Source organism: Bacillus sp. AM 13(2015), from assembly GCF_001518755.1.
In the GTDB taxonomy this organism is placed as follows: Bacteria; Bacillota; Bacilli; order Bacillales; family Bacillaceae; genus Bacillus; species Bacillus safensis.
On record NZ_LKCP01000003.1, the window covers coordinates 21161 to 46513 of the forward strand.

20 protein-coding genes and 2 pseudogenes are annotated in these 25353 nt (G+C 39.1%); 15 read left to right on the forward strand and 7 right to left on the reverse strand.

All coding sequences use genetic code 11. The features are described 5' to 3' along the window. Positions 1-19 precede the first annotated feature (19 nt). The 14 genes and pseudogenes from glmM (at position 20) to AOQ70_RS00750 (ending at position 16973) form a co-directional block, all read left to right on the forward strand. Positions 20-1366: a phosphoglucosamine mutase gene (glmM, locus tag AOQ70_RS00685; protein ID WP_058837200.1), complete on the forward strand. Its 1347-nt coding sequence runs from the start codon at positions 20-22 to the stop codon at positions 1364-1366. Between the two features lie 577 nt (positions 1367-1943). Continuing rightward, complete coding sequence (gene glmS / locus AOQ70_RS00690; protein WP_008360582.1) at positions 1944-3746, forward strand: glutamine--fructose-6-phosphate transaminase (isomerizing); 1803 nt, start codon at positions 1944-1946, stop codon at positions 3744-3746. Between the two features lie 338 nt (positions 3747-4084). Then, positions 4085-7132 (forward strand): HD domain-containing protein, encoded by a 3048-nt coding sequence (locus AOQ70_RS00695; RefSeq protein WP_059374470.1) that lies wholly within the window; start codon positions 4085-4087, stop codon positions 7130-7132. Between the two features lie 367 nt (positions 7133-7499). Continuing rightward, a complete protein-coding gene (locus AOQ70_RS00700) occupies positions 7500-8261 on the forward strand; it encodes an ABC transporter permease (protein WP_059374472.1) in 762 nt (253 codons plus the stop codon). Between the two features lie 114 nt (positions 8262-8375). Beyond that, positions 8376-8768: a RidA family protein gene (locus tag AOQ70_RS00705; RefSeq protein WP_059374474.1), complete on the forward strand. Its 393-nt coding sequence runs from the start codon at positions 8376-8378 to the stop codon at positions 8766-8768. Positions 8769-8997: 229 nt separating this feature from the next. Continuing rightward, entirely contained in the window at positions 8998-9720 is a 723-nt protein-coding gene (locus AOQ70_RS00710) for an ABC transporter ATP-binding protein (protein WP_059374477.1), read from the forward strand. Continuing rightward, positions 9713-11134: a sporulation killing factor system integral membrane protein gene (gene skfF / locus AOQ70_RS00715; protein ID WP_059374479.1), complete on the forward strand. Its 1422-nt coding sequence runs from the start codon at positions 9713-9715 to the stop codon at positions 11132-11134. Before AOQ70_RS00710 ends, skfF begins: the two co-directional genes overlap by 8 nt. A 19-nt stretch (positions 11135-11153) precedes the next feature. Further along, a complete protein-coding gene (locus AOQ70_RS00720; RefSeq protein ID WP_059374482.1) occupies positions 11154-11669 on the forward strand; it encodes a HEAT repeat domain-containing protein in 516 nt (171 codons plus the stop codon). Positions 11670-11823: 154 nt separating this feature from the next. Beyond that, positions 11824-12021, forward strand: a complete 198-nt coding sequence (locus AOQ70_RS00725; RefSeq protein WP_231730795.1) for a hypothetical protein — start codon at positions 11824-11826, stop codon at positions 12019-12021. Between the two features lie 152 nt (positions 12022-12173). Then, positions 12174-13301, forward strand: a complete 1128-nt coding sequence (locus AOQ70_RS00730; RefSeq protein WP_059374485.1) for a DUF418 domain-containing protein — start codon at positions 12174-12176, stop codon at positions 13299-13301. Positions 13302-13455: 154 nt separating this feature from the next. Continuing rightward, entirely contained in the window at positions 13456-13827 is a 372-nt protein-coding gene (locus AOQ70_RS00735) for a GntR family transcriptional regulator (protein ID WP_059374486.1), read from the forward strand. Between the two features lie 5 nt (positions 13828-13832). Next, a complete protein-coding gene (locus AOQ70_RS00740) occupies positions 13833-14708 on the forward strand; it encodes an ABC transporter ATP-binding protein (protein ID WP_059374488.1) in 876 nt (291 codons plus the stop codon). Next, the gene (locus tag AOQ70_RS00745) at positions 14692-15297 is read left to right on the forward strand and encodes an ABC-2 transporter permease (protein WP_058837211.1); all 606 of its coding nucleotides are present in this window, start codon (positions 14692-14694) and stop codon (positions 15295-15297) included. Before AOQ70_RS00740 ends, AOQ70_RS00745 begins: the two co-directional genes overlap by 17 nt. A gap of 286 nt (positions 15298-15583) precedes the next feature. Beyond that, positions 15584-16973: pseudogene (locus AOQ70_RS00750) on the forward strand (amino acid permease). 39 nt (positions 16974-17012) lie between these two features. Here AOQ70_RS00750 and AOQ70_RS00755 read toward each other — a convergent pair. The 5 genes and pseudogenes from AOQ70_RS00755 to AOQ70_RS19840 all read right to left on the reverse strand — a co-directional run. After that, entirely contained in the window at positions 17013-17894 is an 882-nt protein-coding gene (locus tag AOQ70_RS00755) for a glycerophosphodiester phosphodiesterase (RefSeq protein ID WP_059374490.1), read from the reverse strand. Between the two features lie 92 nt (positions 17895-17986). Then, positions 17987-19321, reverse strand: coding sequence for a glycerol-3-phosphate transporter (glpT, locus tag AOQ70_RS00760; RefSeq protein ID WP_039176103.1), 1335 nt, complete (start codon positions 19319-19321; stop codon positions 17987-17989). Between the two features lie 224 nt (positions 19322-19545). Then, positions 19546-20316, reverse strand: coding sequence for a SurA N-terminal domain-containing protein (locus tag AOQ70_RS00765; RefSeq protein WP_039176104.1), 771 nt, complete (start codon positions 20314-20316; stop codon positions 19546-19548). 152 nt (positions 20317-20468) lie between these two features. Further along, positions 20469-21956, reverse strand: a complete 1488-nt coding sequence (locus AOQ70_RS20120; protein WP_331457663.1) for a thioredoxin domain-containing protein — start codon at positions 21954-21956, stop codon at positions 20469-20471. A gap of 84 nt (positions 21957-22040) precedes the next feature. After that, a pseudogene (locus tag AOQ70_RS19840) lies at positions 22041-22532 on the reverse strand (thioredoxin domain-containing protein); the annotation flags it as partial. Between the two features lie 256 nt (positions 22533-22788). On the opposite strand from AOQ70_RS19840, the gene dcm reads away from it, so the two are divergent. Next, positions 22789-24093, forward strand: a complete 1305-nt coding sequence (gene dcm / locus AOQ70_RS00775; protein ID WP_059374514.1) for a DNA (cytosine-5-)-methyltransferase — start codon at positions 22789-22791, stop codon at positions 24091-24093. 61 nt (positions 24094-24154) lie between these two features. On the opposite strand, the gene AOQ70_RS00780 is transcribed toward dcm, so the two are convergent. Together AOQ70_RS00780 and AOQ70_RS19010 are read right to left on the reverse strand one after the other, a co-directional pair. Next, entirely contained in the window at positions 24155-24880 is a 726-nt protein-coding gene (locus AOQ70_RS00780; RefSeq protein ID WP_059374494.1) for a PmeII family type II restriction endonuclease, read from the reverse strand. Between the two features lie 159 nt (positions 24881-25039). Then, positions 25040-25255, reverse strand: coding sequence for a DUF255 domain-containing protein (locus AOQ70_RS19010; protein WP_082700792.1), 216 nt, complete (start codon positions 25253-25255; stop codon positions 25040-25042). Positions 25256-25353 lie beyond the last annotated feature (98 nt).

Genomic DNA, 25353 nt, shown 5'->3' on the forward strand with positions numbered 1-25353 from the left:
AAAAAGGAGCGATTGAAACATGGGCAAGTACTTTGGAACTGATGGTGTAAGGGGTGTAGCAAATAGCGAATTAACACCAGAGCTCGCATTTAAAGTTGGGAGATTTGGCGGCTATGTGCTCACAAAGGATAAAGAACGTCCAAAGGTACTCGTTGGACGAGACACACGTGTATCCGGTCATATGCTGGAAGGAGCGCTCGTTGCAGGCTTACTTTCAATTGGAGCTGAAGTGATGCGTCTAGGTGTGATCTCAACACCTGGTGTGTCTTATTTAACGAAGGCAATGGATGCTGAAGCGGGTGTCATGATTTCTGCTTCACACAATCCAGTTCAAGACAACGGCATTAAATTCTTCGGCGGTGACGGCTTTAAGCTGTCAGATGAACAGGAGAATGAAATTGAGCAGCTGATGGATCAGCCAGTCGATCAATTGCCACGCCCGGTTGGAGCGGATCTTGGAACGGTCAATGACTATTTTGAAGGCGGTCAGAAATACTTACAATTCTTGAAGCAGACAGCAGACGAGGATTTCACAGGTATTCACGTGGCGCTTGACTGTGCACACGGTGCAACCTCTTCTCTAGCGACACATTTATTTGCAGATTTAGATGCTGATGTGTCTACAATGGGAACATCACCAAATGGACTGAATATCAATGATGGTGTAGGCTCAACTCATCCAGAGGCACTTTCTGCATTTGTGAAGGAGAAGGGTGCAGATATTGGTCTTGCGTTTGATGGTGACGGTGACCGTTTAATTGCAGTCGATGAAAAAGGTGATATCGTAGACGGCGATCAAATTATGTACATATGTGCACGTTATTTGAAGGATGAAGGCCGATTAAAGGATGATACCGTCGTGTCAACGGTCATGAGCAACCTTGGTTTTTATAAAGCGCTTGAGAAGCAAGGCATTAAGAGCATTCAAACTGCTGTTGGTGACCGCTATGTCGTCGAAGCGATGAAAAATGATGGCTATAATGTCGGCGGTGAGCAGTCAGGCCATTTGATTTTCCTTGATTATAATACGACAGGTGATGGCATGCTTTCTGCGATCATGCTTGTGAATACGCTCAAAGCGACAGGGAAAACATTATCAGAGCTTGCAGCGGAAATGGAAAAGTTCCCGCAGCTTTTAGTGAATGTGAAAGTGTCTGATAAATATAAAGTAGAAGAAAATGAAAAAGTAAAAGCGGTGATCCAAGAGGTCGAAAAAGAGATGAATGGTGACGGCCGTATCCTTGTTCGTCCATCTGGAACAGAACCGCTTGTACGTGTTATGGCAGAGGCAAAAACAAAAGAGCTGTGTGATGAATATGTTGCTCGAATTACGGCTGTTGTGAAAGAAGAAATGGGTATTGAGTAATAGATGAAAGCAAATCGCTAGCAGCGGTTTGCTTTTTTTTTCGAATAAACGACATAATTGGATGGATCTGTACGAATCATATAAGTGAGGGCAACTTGAAGCTGCCTTCATACATAGGAGAGCACATCAAAGGTAGAACGTGACAAGCCTCATCGCATATAGTGTAGGGAGGTCTCACTTTCTCAAATGAAGGCAATCACCTGCTAAATTGTGATTGACGGAGGTCAGACCTTATAGTACAATCATCCTTGTGTTACTGGATTTTTATTCTATCAGGAAAGGCAGGGTAGATGTTCAGAAACTCTCTTATAATTATAGCGCCCGAACTAAGCGATCGGACGAAAGATGCTTAGTTGACGAGGATGGAGGTTATCGAATTTTCGGCGGATGCCTCCCGGCTGATCAAAAAAAGAGATCACAGCCGTAAGTGTTTCTTTAAACCAAAGAGGTGACTCTTTGTACAAAGGGAATACACATGATCTCCCAAAATAAACATGTAGAGAGGGACGAAGAAATGTCCCTTCTATTTTAGTAGGCTTTCTTTGCCCCTTTCACATGATCGGGAGGAAGAATATTTATGTGTGGAATCGTAGGTTATATTGGTCAGAATGATGCGAAGGAAATCTTATTAAAGGGTTTAGAGAAGCTTGAGTACCGCGGGTATGACTCAGCAGGTATCGCTGTGGCAAACGAAGAAGGCGTACATGTGTTCAAAGAAAAAGGACGTATCGCTGAGCTTCGTGAAGTTGTTGATGCAAACGTGGCATCTTCAGCAGGAATTGGACATACACGCTGGGCAACTCACGGTGTACCAAGCCATCTAAATGCGCATCCGCATCAAAGTGCTTCTGGCCGTTTTACGCTTGTTCATAACGGTGTCATCGAGAACTATGTACAATTGACACGCGAATATTTACAAGACGTCACACTAAAAAGCGACACAGATACAGAGGTTGTTGTTCAAGTCATCGAACAATTTGTGAATAGAGGTCTTGATACAGAGGAAGCTTTCCGTCAAACGCTTCTTCAACTAAAAGGCTCTTACGCAATTGCCCTTTTCGATAACGAAAACAAAGAAACAATCTATGTGGCGAAAAACAAAAGCCCATTATTGGTTGGTTTCGGCGAAGATTTCAACGTTGTGGCTTCTGACGCAATGGCGATGCTTCAAGTAACAAACGAATATGCGGAATTAATGGATAAAGAAATGGTCATTGTCACAAAAGACGAGGTTATTATTAAAAACCTTGACGGTGATATCATGACACGTCCTTCTTATATCGCTGAGCTTGATGCAAGCGACATTGAGAAAGGCACATATCCTCACTACATGTTAAAAGAAACGGATGAACAGCCGCTTGTTATGCGTAAAATCATCCAAGAATATCAAGACGAAAACGGCAAGCTGTCAGTCGCTGGCGATATCGCAAGCGCAGTAGCAGAAGCAGACCGCATCTACATTGTGGCTTGCGGAACAAGCTACCATGCTGGACTTGTTGGTAAACAATACATTGAAGACTGGGCGAAAGTACCTGTAGAAGTCCATGTAGCAAGTGAATTCTCTTACAACATGCCGCTTCTATCGAAAAAGCCATTGTTCATCTTCCTTTCTCAATCTGGGGAGACTGCGGACAGCCGTGCTGTACTTGTTCAAGTCAAAGAGCTTGGCCATAAAGCATTAACGATCACAAACGTACCAGGATCTACGCTTTCTCGTGAAGCGGACTTCACATTGCTTCTTCATGCAGGACCAGAAATTGCAGTGGCTTCAACAAAAGCCTACACAGCACAAATCGCTGTACTTGCAATTCTTGCATCCGTTGCAGCTGAATTAAACGGTCAATCTCTTGACTTTGATCTTGTGAAAGAGCTTGGTATTGTAGCAAACGCAATGGAAGCCCTTGTCGATCAAAAGGATGAAATGGAACAAATCGCTCGTGACTTCTTCACAGTGACACGTAACGCATTCTTTATCGGAAGAGGACTTGACTACTATGTGTGCCTTGAAGGTTCACTGAAGCTAAAAGAGATCTCTTACATCCAAGCAGAAGGCTTTGCTGGCGGAGAACTCAAACACGGCACAATTGCTTTAATTGAAGAAGGCACACCGGTCATTGCCCTTGCAACACAAGAGCACGTGAACCTCAGCATTCGCGGTAACGTCAAAGAAGTCGTTGCACGCGGAGCAAACCCATGTGTCATCTCACTAAAAGGCCTAGAAGACGAAGGCGACCGTTTCGTCCTTCCAGCTGTACACCCAGCACTTGCACCACTTGCATCTGTTGTTCCATTACAGCTAATCGCTTACTACGCAGCCCTTCACCGCGGGTGTGATGTGGATAAACCACGTAACCTTGCGAAGAGTGTGACGGTGGAGTAGGGATATATATAGGTTTTAAAAGCTTGTAGAATCTATCTACAAGCTTTTTTTTATAATTAGATTAGAACTTCAATACATTTAAAGAGGAAAGTTCTAATTAAATGTATCCAGTAAGAGGAATAAATGAAATAGTTCTTATTATAAGTTTGAGCAAAAATTATCTTAAAAAAATGCTAGACCCGAGAGAATAATTCAATTCCAATTAAAATTGTATATAAATAGATGAACTATATTGAAATAATTGTGTTTTTTGTGTTTATTTAAGATATACTTAAATGAAGTTGTAAATAATTACATATAAAGTTTTAAATACAATCAGTTAATTAGGAGGTTTAATAATGGAAGTCTTAACATTTGATAATCATGCGGAAATAAAGGCTGCGGAAGCAGAAAAATTAAATGCTTTTAATGGTTTAAATTTACAATATATTAAAAGGCAAACCGAAAAAATATTGGGGTTAATTGGGAGAGGGAGCATTTTTGAAGAATATACTTATCACGATATTTCTCATATTGATTTTATGTTAAGAAGCTTAGAGTGGATAATTCCAGACGATACAAAGATCAAAATGACCGCTACGGACTGGTTACTAATTGTATTAGGAATTTATTTTCATGATATGGGTATGTTGGTAACTGCTAAAGAATTTGAATCAAGAAACAATTCGGGATTTATCGATTTTAAATCAAACCTTTTAAGTGGTAATTCAGGGGAAGATTTGAAGGAAAAGTTAGCTAACATGGAAGATGAAAAAAAAGAGAAGTTTTTGTATCAAGAATTTGTAAGAGTTCATCATGCAATTAGAATAAGAAATTGGATAGAAGGAAAAGAAGATACAAACTATGGAGTTTCACAAGATATACAAGAGGAATTAAAAAAGTTATTAGAACCACTAGGGGAAGTTTTTAGAGAAGATCTTGCATTAATATGTGAAAGTCATCATTTGGATGATTTACATGATCTTAATAAATACAAAATTTCCAAGCCATATGGAAACAGTGTTGCTGAAACCGCTAATCTGCAATATTCAGCAATTTTGTTAAGAACTGCTGATTTGTTACATATAACAAGTGATCGAACGCCAACAGTATCTTATAATATTATAAGTCCATCTGATCCTATTAGCCAAGATGAATGGGCAAAACAAAGAGCTGTACGATCAGTAAGAGCAGCACTGGGGAAAGATAAACAAGGTAATATTAAAGGTAATATTCAAAGTGATACTATTGAAGTACATGCAACATTTAGTAAAAAAGATGGTTTTTTTGGCTTAACTTCATATTTAGATTACGCTGAAGATCAATTAGAAAAAAGTTATAAAATAGTAAAACTAACTAGAGAAAAAATGGGATCAGAATATGAATTTCCTTGGAGAAAAATTGATCAAAACTATATAGAAACTAACGGGTTTTTAAAAGAGTCTTTTAATTTTATTTTAGATCCTATAAAAATATTGGATCTATTAACTGGTCATACTTTATATAATGATTCAAGTGTTGTAATTAGAGAATTAATTCAAAATTCTTTGGACGCGATTAGATTGCAAGAAGTTATTGATAGCCAAAACGGACAAGGTAAAGTTATTGTTAGATGGAATAGTGAAGAGAGAATTTTAGAAGTTATTGATAACGGTACTGGAATGACACAGGAGGTAATAGTTAATTATTTCTTAAGGGCAGGAGTATCAAAATATCAAGATCCAAAATTCAAAGAGAAATTTCCAGATTTTTCACCTATCAGTCGATTTGGCATAGGTATCCTATCCACATTTATGATAGCTGATAATGTTGAAATTATAACTAATAGTTTAGAAGAAGAAAAGGCGCGGCATATTTCTTTAAGAACAGTACATGGGAAATATTTAATTGAGCTTTTAGATAAGAACGCTAGAAAATTAAAAGAGATTGAGAGTCATGGTACTATCGTTAAGTTAAAAGTAAGACCTAGTGTTAATATGGATCATGTTCTAGAAACAGTTAAAAAATGGATTATGTTCCCCCGTTCAGAATTAATAGTGCAAATTGATAGTGAGGAATATAGGGTTGGTTATTCGAGTCCATTAGAAGCTGTGGAGGATTTCTTATCAGTAAATGAATATTCTGAATCATTAGTAAGACCAAATAAGATTAAGGTTATAGAAAAAGAAATTAATGGTGTTAAACTCGCTTTTGCCGTAAAATGGTCAGACTACTTTAAAGAATGGTCATTCTTAACATTATCTGATGATGAAGAATTTAATGGAGATATTAACAACGATTATGAAGTTCATCTTGGACTATGTATTGAAGGAATTAGAGTTGAATTTACAACACCGGGTTTCTCTAAAAATAGAATAGTAGCGATAGCAGATGTTAAAGGTTTAAACGGACCTAAAACGAATGTAGCTAGAGAGGGTATTGAACAAACTGAGGAGTATAATAAAGTCTTACAAGCTATTTATCAGATATATTGTAGCCATATTGAGTCGGAAATGGAACAATTAAAGAATAGGAACTATTCTTTAACGTGGGTTGTTAATGAGTCTGCTTATCTATTAAATCCACTTTTATCAGGTAGATATATAAACACATCTATTAATGAAGAGATTTTAATGGATGAGATTAATAAGATACCCACGTTGATTGTTGAAACAAATGGAGAGCGTGAAGCTATTTCGCCTAAAAATATTAAAGAGTTCAAAGAATTTTGTACTATCCAAAGTAAACTATACTCAAACTTAGAATCCTTAGTAAAGGAACTTCAAGGAAATGTATCAGTTTCAGATATAATTAATAACATTAAAATTCAAGACTATGAGTTACCCCAAAATACAATACTATATGTGAAACAAAATAAATTATTTGAGTCTGTTCTTGATAAAATGGATGTTAAAAAAATAGTAGTTAATAGGCCTTTTAGAAGTGTCGAATTGCATTGGGAAAAAACAATAAGTAAAAAAATATGGATAGAGCCACCTTTCAAGAAAATGGATAACTTCTTTCGGAGAGAATATTTTATGGGAGGACACTCAGCTAAAAAGTTTTCTATAGCCACAAGCCAAATAGAGGTAGAAGGGCTAGATAAGGAAATTGGTGTTATTCAAGGAGACACAATCTACCTTTTATATGGCACCAAGCTTAATGAATATTGTATAAATTTATTATCTGATAGAGATTCAAATAAGATATCTGATTTTAAAATGAGTGTATTGTTTCGAATTTTATCTTTAACAATTACAAAGCAATTAGATGAAGAAAAAATTGATCAATACATTGAGAGATACTTAAGAGATATTTCCCCTAGTCTAATAAAAGAAATAGAGAATGAAGGTTATTTGGAAACATTAACAGATTTAGTTAGTTCAAATGAAGCAACTATATATGATAGTACAAAATGGGTTAGATAATATAATCATTATAATTCAATATTGCTAACACCTCCTCATTAATTAAAAGTTAGAAATTTTTAAAATTTAGGAATTTAAACACCCCTTAGGGTGTTTTGTTGTTGGTTTAAATAAATATTTTAAGAAGGAAAAGTGTAATAACATTAAATTTCAAAAATAAACAGATTGGAATGAGAGAATAAAATAAGTGATTCCAAATAATCACCAAGCGCTAGATAAAAAGTCATTGATTTAGAAGAGAATGTGATCACATTTGATGAGGAAGTGAAAAATGAAGGCTATTTTCAGCCCTCATCTTATGATTTTATTCAAGTAAATGGAGGATCAGAAGAACTACTTCACCTTATACACTTAGGAACTGAAATAGATGATGTTGAAAAAGGAATTTAGGGAGTTATTCACTAGCTATAAAATTTTATTTGTTCCTATCATTTTTATGATTTTAATGATCACACAGCCTATTACGCTTAAAATGCTGCCAGATCTTCTATCGAAATCAGCTAATTTACCTGAAGGGTCTACATTTTATATACCAGAGCCTAGTGCTGGAGAGGCTTTGGCGAGTGCATTGAGTAAATTTGATTCGCTAGGTGTGTTTATCCTGATTATGATCGTGATGGGGACGATCGCTGGAGAGCGTGCCTCTGGAGTGACCGCGATGATTATGGTGAAACCGATCAGTCGAACGAGTTACTATGTCTCGAAAATATGCGCCTATGCCTGTTTGACTTTGTTTAGTTTGGTGGTGGCAGTGCTTGCCTCTGTTTATTATGTGGACATTCAATTTGGGCATGTGGATTGGATGAATGTGTTAAAAGGAACACTTCTTTATTATCCAAATTTATTGCTGATTGTGGTATCGACCATTTGTGCTTCGGCGTTCTTTCAACGTTCTGTCACAGCTGGCGGTGTGTCGCTTTTGATCAACCTTATTCTGTTTACCGTTCCTTCATTTTATGAAGAGACATTAGGGAAGTTTGCGCCTAAAGGCGTGACAAGTGCAGCCGAAGAGATGATTCATAAGGGGACTTATTCGGATCAGGCACTTACAAGTCTTCTAGGTGTATCGGTATTGATTGTTTTCTTTTTTCTCATCGGATGGTTTCTTTTTAGAAGACAAGAATTATAGCAGGCTCTTGCGATTGTTGCTTAAGTTTACTCTGAGCATAAAAATCTGAATACGGTTGAAAGTTTGATATGATGATAAAAATTGACTGTATTTTCAGAAAAGGGGTTTTTATCAATGAGAACATCACGTAATCCTGAGATCATTCACCCGCCAGTTGCCCCATATACCCATCAAATAGAAACAACAGGACCACAGCGATGGTTAACCTTATCAGGTCAAGTGGGGATGGAGGCGGATGGAACAATTCCCGAGAGCCCGTTGGAGCAGCTTGAACTAGCGTTAGAGAATGTGAAACGAAATGTAGAAGCGGCAGATATGGCTGTGGAAGATATAACGAAACTAGTATTTTATCTCGTTGGAGAGTTCGATGCTGAGAGCAGGAAACAAATTATGGGGCAGTTTTTAGGCGATCATCTGCCTTGTATGACGATGATTTATGTGGTGGCATTGGCTTCCCCTGCTTTAAAGGTGGAGGTGGATGCTTGGGCGTGTCAGGAGATGGTATAGGGTTAATAGATAAAAGATTGGGATGCTGCAACCCAATCTTTTTTTATTTTGTACATAATCTATTATCTTTTTCCGTTGTATATAGAATAGATTACCTCATTCCTATTACCTTGTTATTCTCCATATGGTAATATTAGGGTTAATGAATAGTGGGTCTAATGACATTCGTTTTTGATTTTTAACACACCATAGATAAGCATACATCACTCTAATAAAAGGGAGAGATTTGATGCCATTCATGGAGGTTCAGAATATAAGCAAACGATATAGAAATGGTGATGGGATAGAGGATCTTTCATTTTCCATCGAAGCAGGTGAGGTTGTGGCACTGCTTGGGCCTAATGGTGCCGGGAAGACGACAACGATTCGATGTTTAACGGGTCTATATAAACCAGATGGAGGGGAAATTCTCATAGAGGGTTTCCCGCCTGGTCATGCCCATGTCCAAAAACAAGTAGCTCTTATTCCTGATCAGCCGTATTTGTATCCAGATTTAACGGCTGCTGAACATGTTCAATTCCGTGCTCGTGGATATCATAAAGGCTTAAAACAGATCAGGGAAAAGGTATATGAAGCGTTGAAAGAAGTACATATGGAAAAGAAGATGAATGAACTGTGTGGAAGGCTTTCAAGAGGCCAAAAGCAGCGTGTCGTCTTAGCAGGAGCCATTGTTCAAGATGCCTCCCTTTTTATATTAGATGAACCGACTGTCGGGTTAGATATTCCATCAAAACAGTGGCTGTCGGATTGGCTGAGACAAAAAAGTAGTCAAGGTGGGTCGATCTTCGTGTCGACTCATAGTCTGGAGTTTGTCCTTGATACGGCTAGCAGGGTTGTATTGATTCGAGATGGTGCCATCATGAAGAGTATGGATGTTCCTCAATTAAAGGAAGAACAGGTTGAGTGGAGGGCAGAAGTTATTCAACTTTTGGGGGAGTGGTCAAGTGAATAACACACTCTCCCTTTTATGGATGAAATCTCAAAGGCGCTTGATCAGTAAAAATCAAGAAAAGAAAATGCCTTTTCTGATCTTACTTCTTTTCATAGCGGCAATTGGTTTTCAGCTAAGTGCAGTTTCAAGTATGGGTGATTGGAATACGGGTACAGCTGGATGGATCATTATCTGTTTGTTTGTTCTTTATACGGGGGTTGGTTTGTTTACGAACCGGCTGCCTAGCCAAATGAACGATATCATTTGGTTATATGGAAATGGCGTTTCTTTATGGACGGTTGTTATCAGTGTGTGGATGTATCACATTTTCTGGAGAGGGGCTCTTCTCATTTTCTCTGCTGTAGCTGCCGATCTACTCCTGTTTTTTATGACGCAGCAGTACCCGTTTCTGCTTGGAAAATCATTCATTCTGACAGGGCTGTTATGTTTGGTCGAAACTTGGATGATTGCGGTTTCTTGTGCTAGAACCATTCGAGTATACAAGCGTTTGCTCTTACTCGGTTTTGTCTTGATGTTTTTCAGCTTTGCACTACTTGTTTTGAATCAATTGGTGATGAAACAGCCTTCATTGATGAACATTGCTGATTCTTTAATGTTTCAAGTTGGACGTATGATCGAAGAGTTCTCCATTCTTTCTGTCTTGATTTTTATTGGAGTGATGTTTCTATCTTTCATGATGATGTACAGTGCTAGTCATCGTTTAGAGATGAAGGAGTCTTTAGTCAAGGAGGCAGTATTTTGGGAGGAATTTGAGGGGAAACATATTCAATCAAGTCCAATCGTTCAAAAAAAGAGCAGGACATGGTGGGGACTTCCAGCATTAACGGGCGTTTGGGCTTTTCTTTGGATTGAATTATTGCTGATTAAAAAGTATATGATTTTCCATGTACTATCTACTATGCTGTTAATTGGTACTTACTATGTTGTCTTTACTTATTTTTCAGATTGGCTGAATCTATTCTTGATCGTCATCGCGGCATCCGTTCTTTTTAGTTCATATTATGCAGGGATTGTAAGACACGCACAAACAGGAGTGCTCTATCTTTTTCCTGGGGCTTTATATCAAAAAATCATTCTGTTAGAAGTGTTTCAAACCTTTTGGCTGTATGCTTTCTACTTGATTTCTCTTTATTTGGTTGAGATTCAGGATGTTTTGTATTGGACCTTATTTGGTGGAGGAGTTTATATATGGTTTTTAGCCATACGGTTCTTTGCCTTTATGCAGCCTTTTAGACGAGAAAGGAGTTTTGCTTTGGCCGTCTATTATCGATCATTGGTATTTGCGTCTGTGATCAGTGCGATGGTCATAATTAGCATTCATCTCATCACTGATGGCTTGTTGACTACAATTGTATCCCTAGTGGCTGGAGCTGGATTTTATGTGCTTTGTTATCGATACCGTGCGGTTCATTAAAAAGAGGAGTTGATTGTAAATGAAACCAGAAAATAAGCTGTCTCAATCCGTTCAACAATTGGCCAATACAAATGAAGTAACGATCGTTCAAGCAATAGGAGATTTAAGAAAATATGGAAAAAATGCAGTGCCCGTCCTTGTTGATGCTTTAAAAGAAAAAGGCTCTCTGCGGAACATTGCAGCAGCTGTACTTGGTGAATTTGGAGCAGATGCGGGGGACGCAGCAGAACCGCTAGCTCGGCTATTAGAAAGTGACGAAGAAGATACAAGAATGGCCGCTGCAATGTCACTCATGAGGATTGGTCAGCCCAGTTTGCCCTTCCTTCTGCAACTGGCTAAACGTTATGAGGGACCTACTTGTTTCTGGGCATCATGGTGTATCTCTTGGATTGATCCATCAAAAATTGAAAAAAACATGTACGAGTGCTTAAAACAAGAACAAGAAAATCCAACAGGCAGCGTTACTCCTTTTGCTGCAGAGGAAGCATTAGGAAAAATCATCGCCTTTCAGCTAAAAGATAAGGGGGATGAATAGTGGGAGCGCAGAAACTCAACTGGCCTGAGCATTTTCCTTGGATGTGCCCTTAAGATCAAAGGAGTTTTTAGAGTCAATGAATAGCTTGGAAAAAGGGAGATACCGGCTGGTTAGAAAAACATTCATTTGGTTAGTAAGTATCAAGGAGGAGAGAGTGTTGTTTCAATCAAACAAAGAATTAAAAAGAAACGTCATTTTTTTCGCAGGTGTTGGAGCGGTTTTGCTGATTTTAATGATGCTGAAATGGTTGCCGATTTCTGCAGACTGGGAAATGGCGTTGATTTTATTCGGTTTGGGAATGTTGTTTTATTTGAAGCGAATGCTGCGGAAAGAAGAAAGTCATAAGTCATAATTATTCAGTATGAAACCTAGAATGTATATTCTAGGTTTTTTATTAAATTTACCTTAAAACACACTTTTTCACATGGGTATATGAACCAATTTATTGAAACTGTGGTAGGATAAATATGCTTTATCTTTATATTGTCCGAAGGAGCTGTCGAGTTGAAGGGATCTAGGGTTGAGTTTATTGATAGTTTACGTGGTTTTAGTTTATTAGGTATTTTGATCGTGAATATGCTTAATTTTCAATATGATTATGATTTTGAGAAAATGTTTGATTCGAGTTTTTGGGGGCAGGAATTCGGTGTATATGTGACGGAAATTTTGTTCCAGGGGTCTTTTTATCCGATCTTTTCCTTTTTGTTTGGGTATTCTTTTATCAAGCTGATTGAATCGACGAAGGCCAAGGGGCTAAATACGAATGCCATTGTCGTTCGCCGTGGTTTTGGTCTGATTGTGCTTGGAATGCTGCATTTAATCTTCATTTGGAGTGGCGACATTCTTCTCTATTATGGAGCTTGTACGTTTTTCCTAATGATGTTTATAAACAGCCGAATCAAAACAGTGTTTATATGGTCGGGTATTTTAGGTGCCTTATCTTTAGTGATTTATCCATCTCTAATGAATTTTATTTACGGAAATCCTGATTTATTAACGAATGTATATGGGACTGGTACATATGGCGATATTGTATTGAGCCGGATTACAATTGAAGATGATATGGTAATCGTCTCCATCATTATGGCAATTGTAACACTTACTATGACACCAATTTTAAGTCTTCTCTATGCTCCTATCATGATCGGTCCATTTGCACTGCTTGGCATGGCGATCGGGAAAAAGGGTCATTTGACAAAAGAAGATCGAGGCATGTCTTATCGTAAAGGCTGGGTTTGGATGATTATCATCGGTCTTGCTTTAAAATGTGCGACGTTTATTGATGCTCCTTGGAGTGAAATGGTGTTGACGTTAGGAGCCTATGTCCTGACGATCGGTTATATTCAAGCCTTTATTGTTTTTTACTATTCAAAGGCTGCACAAGGGTTGAAACGTCTGCTTGCAGGGCTTGGCCGTTTGTCTCTATCAAACTATTTAGCACAGTCGATTATTTGTACAACGATTTTCTATTCTTATGGACTTGGTCTATTTGGACAATTGGGGTCAATGTTTGGGCTGCTTCTTGCTGTCGGACTGTACACAGCACAGCTGTTCATCAGCTATCTCTATTTGAAAAAATGGAGAAGAGGTCCTGTGGAGTGGCTTATGGGAAAATGGGTATATTGGAAATAAAGCATTTTGTTAAAGAACCGCATGGCTTCAGGCTGTGCGGTTTTTTCGTGTATTTTATTTTAAAATGGTTGAATATTCTTCTAGTGTGTATATAATGTATATATAGTATATATACATTATTTCGTTCCAACTATCTGAAAAAAGAGGTTTTTATATGCAAATTACGATTTCAAACCATTCTAAGGAGCCCATCTATGAGCAAATTACGAATCAAATCAAATCGATGATTTTAACGGGTGAGCTTGCAGAAGGCGCAGCACTGCCATCTATTCGCAAGCTGGCGAAGGATCTACAAATTAGCGTGATTACAACAAAGCGAGCGTATGAAGAGTTAGAGAAGGCAGGATTTATTTATTCAATTGTAGGCAAGGGATCATTTGTTGCGGAACAAAACGTAGAAGTGATGAAAGAGAAGAAATTGAAGGTGATCGAGGAACAGCTTGGAGCGGTTGTCACAAACGGGAAAGAACTAGGATTATCTTTTGATGAATTGCAGCAGTTATTAAAGTTCTTATATGAGGAGTGAGATGAGTGGAGCATGTGATTGAATTCAAAGGAGTTTCGAAACGATTCAAGGATTTTTCAGTTCAGAATCTCGATTTACAGGTTAAGAAAGGATTTGTTACAGGGTTTATTGGAGAGAATGGAGCGGGTAAGTCGACCACCATTAAAATGATCATGAATTTGTTAAAACCCGATTCAGGTGACATCAAGGTTTTTGGATTGGATTATCATACTCATGAAAAAGAGATTAAGGAACGAATCGGCTTTGTTTACGATGCTAACGTTTTTTTCCCAGGATTGAATTTAAAGGATATCAAACGAATTGTAGCACCTGCCTATAAACGCTGGGATGACCGGCTTTTTGATCAATATATTGAGCAGTTTGGTCTGCCGCTGAATAAAGCGATCAAAACATTTTCAAAAGGGATGCAGATGAAGGCGTCGCTTGCGATTGCGCTGTCACATCATGCAGAGCTGATTATCATGGATGAGCCAACTGCTGGTTTAGATCCGGTTTTTAGAAGAGAGCTGCTCAGCACGTTACAAGAATTGATGATTGATGGAAATCGGACGATCTTTTTCTCGACGCATGTGACGACTGATTTAGACCGGATTGCGGATTATATTGCGTTTATACAAAATGGAAGATTGGTGTTTCAACAGTCGATTCATGAAGTGGCAGAAAGTTATGCGCTTGTGAAAGGAAGCCTAGAGTTATTGGATCGAGACACAGAAAAGGCCTTTGTCCATATCCAGCGTACAGCAGCCGGATTTGAAGCATTAACCGATCGGATTGATGAAGTGAAACTCATTTTTGGGGATGCTGTTGTGATTGAACCGGCGTCGCTTGAGGATATCATGTTTTATTTGAAAGGCGGGGTTGCGCATGTTTCATTTAATTAAGCGTGATGTGATTTTGCAAAAGAAGCAGTTACTTATTTTTATTCCGTTTATCTTATTTTTTATTTTCATGGATGTCCATCCAGTATTGACGTTTCTAGTTGCTAGTGTCTTCATTCCATTTAACACATATGCGTATGATGAAAAGGCAGAAACGAATATTCTATTAAACTCCTTGCCTTATACACGTAAAGAAATTATCGCATCACGTTATCTTGGCGCCATTTTCTATATGAGTATTGCGATCGTGCTGACAAGTGCTGCATTATTTGTGTTTGGGAAGCTGTTTTCGCTGTCAGATATTGCGATTGGCAGCGGGTTGTTTTTATTGTTCGCGGCGTGTACGTTTCCATTGTTTTATATCTTAAAGCCTGGTTATATCACAACGGCAGTGATCATTGGCTTTATCGTATTATCTGCTATGGGACCACCTGTTGTTCTCTATTTAGCAGAGCAATTCAGTGGGATCACTGATTTTATTATGAATTTATCGATCCCTATTTTATATACGGGGTCAGCTGTGCTGATTATGCTTTTCTACCTGCTGTCTTGGGGGCTTTCTACTGCGATTTATCAGAGGAAAGTGTTTTAGGAAAGCAATTGCCGATTTTCCTATAAATTTACAATTTGAGCTTAGAAGACCGTGTGAGCGGTCTTTTTTTGAAGATTTTTCTGGTTATTGATTATATCAATATAAAACAATTTGAAACTCTTTTTATGTCAGAATATTTTGTTAATAGTGTTTTCCTCAAAAAAACAATTGTTTTTTAAGGGTAGATTTATTATGATAATATACATCGAAAGATTGATGTTTCTCAATCAGAATGAAAATTCTGATTTTTATTTTTTATGTTGTTTGTTGATGAGGGGGAAGAAAAGTGGCTCAAAAGGAATTAAAGAGAGGGTTAAGTGCCCGCCATATTCAAATGATTGCTCTTGGCGGCACAATCGGTGTTGGCTTATTTATGGGGTCAGCGAAGGCCATTCAATGGACAGGTCCATCGGTTCTTCTAGCGTACGCAGTGTGTGGTATTTTTATCTTTTTTTATTATGCGAGCGATGGGAGAAATGTTATATCTTGAGCCGAGTACAGGGTCGTTTGCTACATTCGGGCATCAATATATTCATCCGCTTGCAGGGTATATGACGGCTTGGAGTAACTGGTTCCAGTGGGTCATTGTCGGAATGTCTGAAATTATTGCTGTTGGGGCTTATATGAAATATTGGTTCCCAGAGCTGCCTGCGTGGATTCCAGGGTTAATTGCGATGATCATTTTAGGAGCGGCCAACTTGATTTCGGTTAAGTCGTTCGGTGAATTTGAATTTTGGTTTGCGATGATCAAAATTGTGACGATTATCTTGATGATTGTTGCAGGTCTAGGCATTATTTTCTTCGGATTTGGAAATGGCGGGACGCCTATTGGCTTGTCTAATCTGTGGGCGCACGGCGGGTTCTTTACAGGTGGATTTAGCGGATTCCTGTTTGCGTTGTCTCTAGTCATTGCTGCTTATCAAGGTGTCGAGCTGATTGGGATTACAGCGGGTGAGGCGCAAAATCCCCAAAAGACGCTGACAAATGCCATCAAAAGTATCATCTGGCGTATTTTGATTTTCTATATCGGTGCGATCTTTGTCATTGTGACTGTGTATCCGTGGGATCAGTTGAATACGCTTGGCAGTCCATTTGTGGCGACGTTTGCGAAGATCGGAATTACAGCAGCGGCTGGTATTATTAACTTTGTTGTGATCACAGCAGCGATGTCAGGCTGTAATAGTGGTATTTTCAGTGCGGGCCGTATGCTTTATACATTAGGTGTAAATGGTCAGGCGCCTGCTTTCTTTACAAAAATTTCGAAAAATGGTGTACCGTATTTTGGGACATTCGCTGTGCTGATTGGTTTAGCGATAGGAGTTGTTCTGAATTATGTTTCTCCGCCAAACATTTTCGTCTATGTGTATAGTGCGAGTGTTCTTCCTGGGATGGTGCCTTGGTTTGTCATTTTGATTAGTCATATTGGCTTCAGAAAGGCGAAAGGGGCAGCGCTTGAAAAGCATCCGTTCAAGATGCCGTTAGCACCGTTTTCTAACTATCTTACAATCGGATTCTTAGTAATGGTACTTGTGTTTATGCTCATTAATCAGGATACGCGTATTTCTCTTATTGTAGCAATTGGGTTCTTGATTTTAGTGGCGCTTAGCTTTTTTGTATTTGGAATTGGGAAACGGAAACCGATTGAAACAGCTTCTTCTGATCAAACGGTGAAATAATCAAAAGCCTTGCGGAGTGGACCGCGAGGCTTTTGTCGTTTACAGAGAAGATTTGACACGCTGAAAGACATCTGGATAGTTGGTGAAAAGACCGGTGACGCCGTATTGCAGAAGACGTGTCATGTCTGCTTCGCTGTTGACCGTATATGGATGAAGGAGCAGTCCGTGGCTTCTGACCTGCTGGACGTTTTCAGGTGTTAAAGCTCTAAAATTCGGTCCGACTCCCATGGCGTACGTTTTAATAAAGTCGAGCTGATCGTCTGTGATGGATGTCATTTGGGCTCTGTCTAATAGCTGTACTTTTGGCAGGCTTGGAGCTAATTTCTGCAGCTTTAGCAGGCTGTCTTGACTAAAAGATTGTATGATAACCTGCCCTTTTCTTGTGTGTTTCCCAAGAAGATGATGTTTCTTTAAGGCGGCCAATAGTTTTTCTTCCATTTGCGGATAAAGGTCTGGTTTTTTTGTTTCAATATAATAATTCTCTCGTTTTCCGAAATAGCGCAGCACCTCATCTAATGTAAGGACTCTCTGTCCGATATAGTTGGCATTTTGTCTGTCGGGATTGGCTTCGTTAAACCATGTGCCCGCATCAAGCTGTTTGATTTCGGCAAGTGTGAGGTCTTTGACCCACCCTGTTCCGTTTGTGGTCCGGTCAACGGTTTCGTCGTGCATCACGATGAGATGTCCATCCTTTGTCATTTGAAGATCGAGTTCGAGGTAATCTGCATTCATCTTTGTGGCGAGTTTATAGGAAGCCAGGGTATGCTCTGGTGCATACCCTGATGCTCCGCGGTGTGCAACGGTTAAGATGCGATCTGGAGATAAAAGGTGTTCATGAGCCGATATGGTGGCCGGCACCCACGCAAAAGACAGTAAAGCAAAAGAGAGCAACACGAAAGCAAGTAATCTACTTTTCTTCATATTTTATCCTCCTTTTACGGTAACTGCCTTCATCATAAGAAATAGATGTAAAGAGCATGTTGGGCGGATATGAATCTTTTATGTGATTTTCATTAAGCTTGCTCTACGCGTTTTCCTGTATTCCATGTCATCGCGAGGAAAACAATCGCAAGCACACAAGAACCAACCAGTAAAATGAAGCCTCCTGTCCAGTCATAGTGATCGACGACGACACCCATCAAGGCATTGGCAAAGGCAGAGCCGCCAATGTAGCCGAAGAAGCCTGTCAGTCCGGCAGCAGTGCCAGCTGCTTTTTTCGGAGCGAGATCAATGGCTTGAAGTCCAATGAGCATGACCGGTCCGTAAATCAAAAAGCCGATGCTGATAAGGGCAATGTTATCGACCATTGGATTGCCAGCAGGATTTAGCCAGTAAACGAGAACAGCAATTAACACCCCGACCATAAAGATGACGCCAGCTGGTGCGCGGCGGCTTCTAAAGAAGCGGTCACTGATCCATCCGCACAATAATGTACCGGGAATGCCTGCATATTCATAAAGAAAATAAGACCAGCGTGAATGCTCTGGTGAAAAGCCCTTCGCTTCTGTTAAGTAGGTCGGCGCCCAGTCAACAACACCGTAACGGACAAAGTACACAAACACGTTGGCAATGGCGATATACCATAGGAATTTATTGTTGAGTACATATTTAAATAAAATCTCTTTCACTGTTAATTCTTTTTCTTGATCCTCATATTTTTGTGCCGGATAGTCATTTCGATATTCCTCGATTGGCGGAAGACCAGTGGATTGCGGGGTATCCCGTACGAGAAGAATGATCACGAAGGAGACGATAATGGCAATGATGGCAGGGAAGAAAAAGATACTTTTCCACGTCGCAAACAGTACAATTCCTAATGTGATAAGCGGTGCAAGAATCCCCCCGCCGATATTGTGAGCGACGTTCCAAATGGACATTTTCGTACCACGTTCACTAACCGAAAACCAGTGCGCCATCGTACGTCCGCATGGCGGCCACCCCATGCCTTGAAACCAGCCATTTAAGAACATGAACAAAAACATGATCCATACACTGGATGTGACCCACGGAAATGAGACAAATAGGATATTGATAAGAGCTGATAAAAAGAGTCCGGCAGCTAAAAAGTATCTGGGGTTACAGCGGTCTGAGATCATCCCCATGATGAATTTACTAAAGCCATAAGCAATGGATACGGCTGCGAGTACAAAGCCTAATTCACTTTTCGTGAACCCCTCTTCCTGTAGATATGGAATGGCAAAAGCGAAATTTTTGCGCAGCAAATAGTAGCCCGCATACCCGATAAAGATGCCTAGAAAGACTTGCAGCCGCAGCCGCTTATACGTCTCGTCTGTTTTGGCATCATCAAGCCTGTCGATATGCGGAGCAGGTTTAAACCATTTGAACATAAAGATCCTCCTTTTGTAGATGTCCGATTGACTGAAGCAAAAGTACGAGAATGGCTTTTGATCCTGTACCTTTTCAGAGACAAAAGAATTGTTAGCGCTTTCTTTTGTACTCCCATCATATCGGATGAAAGAGACGTTTATGATGAGGCTTTTGTCATAAATTTGGAAAAATGGTTCGTGAAGTAACAAAAAAATCCGCACAATGGCGGATTTTTTCTTAGATGTTACAGAGACACATTAATTTTCGCAGATTTCTTTAGCTTTTCAATTTCTTTTTGTACTTCTTTCTGCTTTTCTTGAGATTCTAGCTGTTTTTTAATTTGTGATTTAACCTCTTTGTATTCTGGTGCTTTTTGCTTTTGTTTTTTCATTTGGTCTGCGTATTGGTCATAGTACGCTTTGACGTCTTTCTCAGAGACGGAGGCTGATTTGATTTCTTTGTCGACATATTGGCTGTACTTGATGCTGTCGGCAATGTCGCTTTTCAGCTGATCCAATGTAAGTCCGCTCTTTTTCAGTGCTTCTTCGAATTGAGCGTTGTCTTTAAACTGTTTCTTTTCTTCCTTTAGCTGCTTATCTACTTCTTTGTCAGAGGCTTTGAAGCCCTTCTTCTCAGCATCTTGCAGGATGAGCTCTTGGCCTACGAGCGCATCAATGGTTTGTTTCTTGACTGCTTTCTCGCCTTCTTTAGAAGTTGGGTCTTGCCCGGACTGCTGAAGCTGGCCTTGGATAGTAGATAAGGCGCTATTGTATTCACTGCCTGTGATTTTGTCTTTGTTGACGGTCGCAACGACCTTTTGATCATCGATTTTTTGTGCGTCTAATTTCTTTTGCATTTCTTCCATTTGCTTTTGCTGTTCTTTTTGATCAGCCTGTGTTGTTTCCTTGTTTTTGGCTGCATCGTTTTGCTTATCTTGTTTGGCATCGTTTGACGAGCAGGCTGCAAGTCCAACAGATAACAAACAAGCGATGAGTGTGTATGATACCTTTTTCATCATTTTCTCTCCCTTCGGTATGAGAACGTCTAGTGCGCATTCTAACCGTTTTTTAGGAAAAATAAAACCGTACAGACGATTTGTTAGCGGATTGACATGTTTTTTATCTGTTTGTCCTCATTTTGTCTTCTCATAGTCATCATATGACAAACTTAATCGTGGAATAACTGTTCCATCAATTCGTCGATATTGGTGATTGGCTGGCGGCAGCTGTAGTTTTCACAAATATACACGGTGGTGCTGCCGTCGATTGTTTTGTAATCTTTTGCAAATAGTGCGAGCTTGGCTAAGTCATTTCCTGTTTCGGCGGTCAAAATGATATCAAATGGCATAAATCGTTTCCGAAGCGTCTGTAAAAGCCGTTCTTTTTCCGGATCTCCGTATTTCCCAAGAATGATGATTTCTCTTTTTGCCGCATATTGACTCAAGAGCCCTTGCAGAAACGCTGTATGTCCGCTTGGGTAGGAAGAGACATCCACATAAAAGGCTTTGAACATCTGTTCTAATGTTTTCAGCCAGTCTTGACGTCCAGTCATTCTGCTTAGTTTCAGAAGCTGGTGGAGTGCGGTGCTATTACCAGAAGGCATGGCACCGTCGTACACTTCTTTTTCTCGAACGAGGAGCGCTTCCGCATCTGATCCTGAGAAGAAAAAGCCCCCTTTTTCCTTGTCCCAAAACAGCTCAAACATGTTCTCGGCAATGGCTGTGGCTTTTTCCAGCCAATCTGATTCAAAGGTCGTTTCGTATAAAGACATATAGGCTTTTAGCATATGTGCATAATCCTCGATAAAGCCAAGATGCTTCACGTCACCTTCTCTGTAGCGGACCATGAGCCGCTCATGTTGAATAAGATGTGTTTCTAGAAAAGACATCGCCTGCTTCGCCATATGGATCGCTTCCTCTGCATCAAAGACCTTTCCTGCTTTGGCGAGAGCTGCGATCATCAGCGCATTCCAAGATGTGAGCACCTTGTCATCGACAAGCGGTGCAGGTCGCTGCTGTCTGACTGATTGTAAAATATGCCGGGCTTCTTGCAGCTTTGACTGAAGGGTTTTATCGTCGATCGAAAAAGAGGCCTTGATGTCCTCAAAAGAGGTGGAAATGGTATGAGGGATGTTTTCCCCTTCAAAGTTCCCCTCTTCTGTGATGTGATAGACTTCGCAAAATAAAGCGCCAAGCTCCTCCCCTAAATGAGTGATAATTTCATCCTTTGACCAGACGTAATATTGTCCTTCTTTCCCTTCAGAATCTGCATCTATCGCTGAATAAAATGAGCCGCCTGGATTCATCATATCTTGTTTAATAAATTGAATCAGACGTTGGACAAGCTTTTCATACTCAGGTTTTGAAGTGAGCTGATACGCTTCTGTGTAAGCTTCCATCAGCAGCGCGTTATCATACAGCATTTTTTCAAAATGCGGCACAAGCCATTTTTCATCCGTCGAATAACGAGAAAAACCGGAACCAATATGGTCATATATACCGCCATTTGCCATCCCATCTAACGTTTTCGTGACTGCATACAGCGCATTCTCCTGCCCCGTCCATTCGTAATAGCGCATCAGAAATGACAGCATATGAGGTGCAGGAAATTTCGGCGCGGAGCCGAAGCCGCCATACAGCGTATCAAAGCTGCTCATGAGCTGATAATAGGCTTTGTGAATTGCCTCTTGAGACAGCGTATTTTCTGTCTGCCCGGCTGCTTTGATCCGCAGGTTATTTGTTGCCTTCTCTGCCAATGATTCAATATGATCTCGGTCGTTATGGTACGCATCCAGCAATTGTGTCAGTGCCTCGATGAAGCCAGGCCGCCCGTATGCACTTCTCTTTGGAAAGTACGTTCCCGCATAAAAAGGCTTTTGATCCGGCGTGACAAACACATTCAACGGCCAGCCGCCTTGCCCCGTCATCATCTGACAAACAGACATATACATAGAGTCGATATCTGGACGCTCTTCACGATCGACTTTGATTGAAATAAAATGCTCATTTAAGATGTCAGCGACTTGTTGATCTTCAAAGCTTTCGTGTGCCATGACGTGGCACCAGTGGCAAGTGGCGTAACCGATGCTGACAAGCACAGGTTTATTTTCACGCTTGGCTTTGTCAAAGGCTTCTTGCCCCCACGGGTACCAGTGTACTGGGTTGTGAGCGTGCTGAAGTAAATAAGGAGACTTCTCAGCGATTAATCTATTGGGTTTATTGTTAGTGGGCATGGGATCACCTTCTTTCAATACTTTGTTAAATTTATCATATTCTAAAGTAACACAGTGATGTATATGATATTCAGGTTTTTTTCCCATACAACAAGATGCTATACACCAAATAAAAACCGTAATAGTTTTAAATTTGTTTTATTGACTTAAAGTTAAAAATCGATCATAATAACCCTATAAAAGTTAAATATTTTTTTAACTCTATTGGAGGGTTATTCAATTGTATACTATAAGTAAAAATAAAGTTAGATTACATATGAAAAAACATGGAATTTCAACTCAAAAACAATTAGCAGAGCAGCTAGGAATTAGTAAAAATCAGCTTTCTATGCTGTTGTCACCTAATTTCAATCCTATAAAGTCAAATGCTTTAAAATTATGTGAAATATTAGATGTGAATTTTGAAGAAATTATTGATTCTGAACAAATGGAGTTATCACTAGATGGAACGGATAATTTAATAGATTCTAATATAGATGAGGAAGTAAATGTTTCAAGTTTTGAAGGAAATGAGTTTTTAGATATAAGAGATATTAAAGCTAATAAAGATTATTCAGTAGTAGAACTTTTTGCTGGAGCTGGTGGGTTAGCATTAGGACTAGAACAAGCTGGATTTAAATCTAGAGGTCTTGTTGAGTTTGATAAATATGCTTGTCAAACTTTGAGAAAAAATAGACCTCATTGGAATGTTATTGAGAAGGATATCATTGATGTTGCTGAAGAAGGGATGAAAAACTTTGTAAATGTTCCAATTGGAGAATTAGACTTACTATCAGGAGGTTATCCTTGTCAAGCATTTAGTTATGCAGGAAAGAAAATGGGGTTATCCGATGCGAGAGGTACAATGTTTTATTACTATGCCCAAGTTTTAAAACAGTTACTTCCGAAAATGTTCTTAGCTGAAAATGTAAGAGGGTTAGTTAATCATGATAATGGTCGAACTTTAGCTCTTATGTTAAAAGTATTCTCTGATATTGGTTACACAGTAAAATGGAAAGTTTTAAGAGCATTAGATTATGATGTAGCACAGAAGAGGGAAAGAATAGTATTAGTTGGTATTAGAAATGATTTAGTAGAGAAATACGAGGCGAATTATTTCTTCCCTCAACCTTATGGATATGAGCTTACATTAAAGGATGTTCTAAAAAATGTTCCAGAATCTGAGGGAGCAAAATATCCAGAATCGAAAAAAAGAGTTTTAGATCTCGTCCCTCCTGGTGGCTACTGGAGAGATCTCCCTGACGAAATAGCGAAAGAATACATGGGAAAAAGTTATTACTCAGGTGGTGGAAGAACGGGGATGGCTAGAAGATTATCTTGGGATGAGCCTTCTCTAACATTAACTTGCTCTCCCGCACAAAAACAAACAGAAAGATGTCATCCAGATGAAACCAGACCATTTACAGTAAGAGAATATGCTAGAATACAAAGTTTCCCTGACTCATGGAATTTTGATTGTTCAACAAACAATGCTTATAAGCAAATTGGGAATGCCGTTCCAGTAAATATGGCTCAAGCTATTGGTTTATCTATAATTAGCACACTAAATCAGCTAACATGATCATTCTGCTTTTTCTGTGGAAATTAACAGGGATGAAAACTTTACATCCCTGTTTTCATTACTATTCTTCCAAAGACTCTTGTTCTTTTAATTCCTCTTCTATTTGTTTGGCTAGACTATCAATTACTTCTTCTATATGTTTTGATCCATCAAACTCTGATGCAATTTCTCCTATTGCATCAGTTAATCGCTTATAGAAGTTTTCTTCACCTGTAAGTCTATACCAAAATTCGGCACCTACAATTACTGGATATTCTTCTTTGATTTTTTTGTAGTGACCACTTAATTTATCATCGGAACCATAAAAAACACCTACAACAAGGTCATTAAATCCAATACTTAAATTATTTGTTCGAGCAAGATTTTTAATCCCTAAAAAGTGATTTTTAATAGTTGGAACATCGTCAGCATTAATTGTGTTGGGGCCAGCCTTTATTTGACAGTACTTTCTATTGCCGTCTAACTTATCAATGAATTCAATATCAATTCCAGATGTAGTTGAGGCGAAACCATCCAAGACTTCACTACAGAATTTCTGCAACTTGTTTCCAAATGTTGTGTTTAAAGATGTGCCTAATACTCTTGGATAAACTAATGCTCTTGCAATGTTTTTCGGATCATCATTCCCTGCTAAAAAGTTAGCTCTGTACTTATCTAAAAATGGATTCAGTGATAAATGTTTCAATTCTTTCAACTTTAAAGTGTTCGCAAGATGACTTTTTGCTATTTCGTTTCTAAAAAAATCTTTTGCTTTCTCAATAATATCATCTGGATGTTGTGTATTCATTACTCTCCCCCTTTTCTCTTTGACACTTCTATTATAGGGTCTTTTGCACTATCTGTAAAATTAACCAATTATGTATCATTCTGTTCAAATACTTATTTTAATATTTGGTATGTAAATGGAGAATCAAGATTTTGAAAGTTTGACGAGGAAAAAGATGTGTTAGATGCGTTTTAAATTAAATCTAGTGGTGTGTCTGTTAAGGCACCAGTGACAAGTAGCGTAACCAATACTGACAAGCACTGGTTTATTTTCACGTTTGGCTTTATCGAATGCTTCTTGCCCCCACGGGTACCAGTGTACTGGGTTGTGAGCGTGCTGAAGGAGATACGGTGATTTTTCATGGATGAGCGGGTTGGGTGTTTGGTTGTTTGGCAGGGGATCACCTTCCTTTCTATATGTTTTTTAGTATTCTCTTTTCTCTATTTAATATATCAGATTGCTGTTGCCCGTCATCATTTGTCTGTGAGGTATTC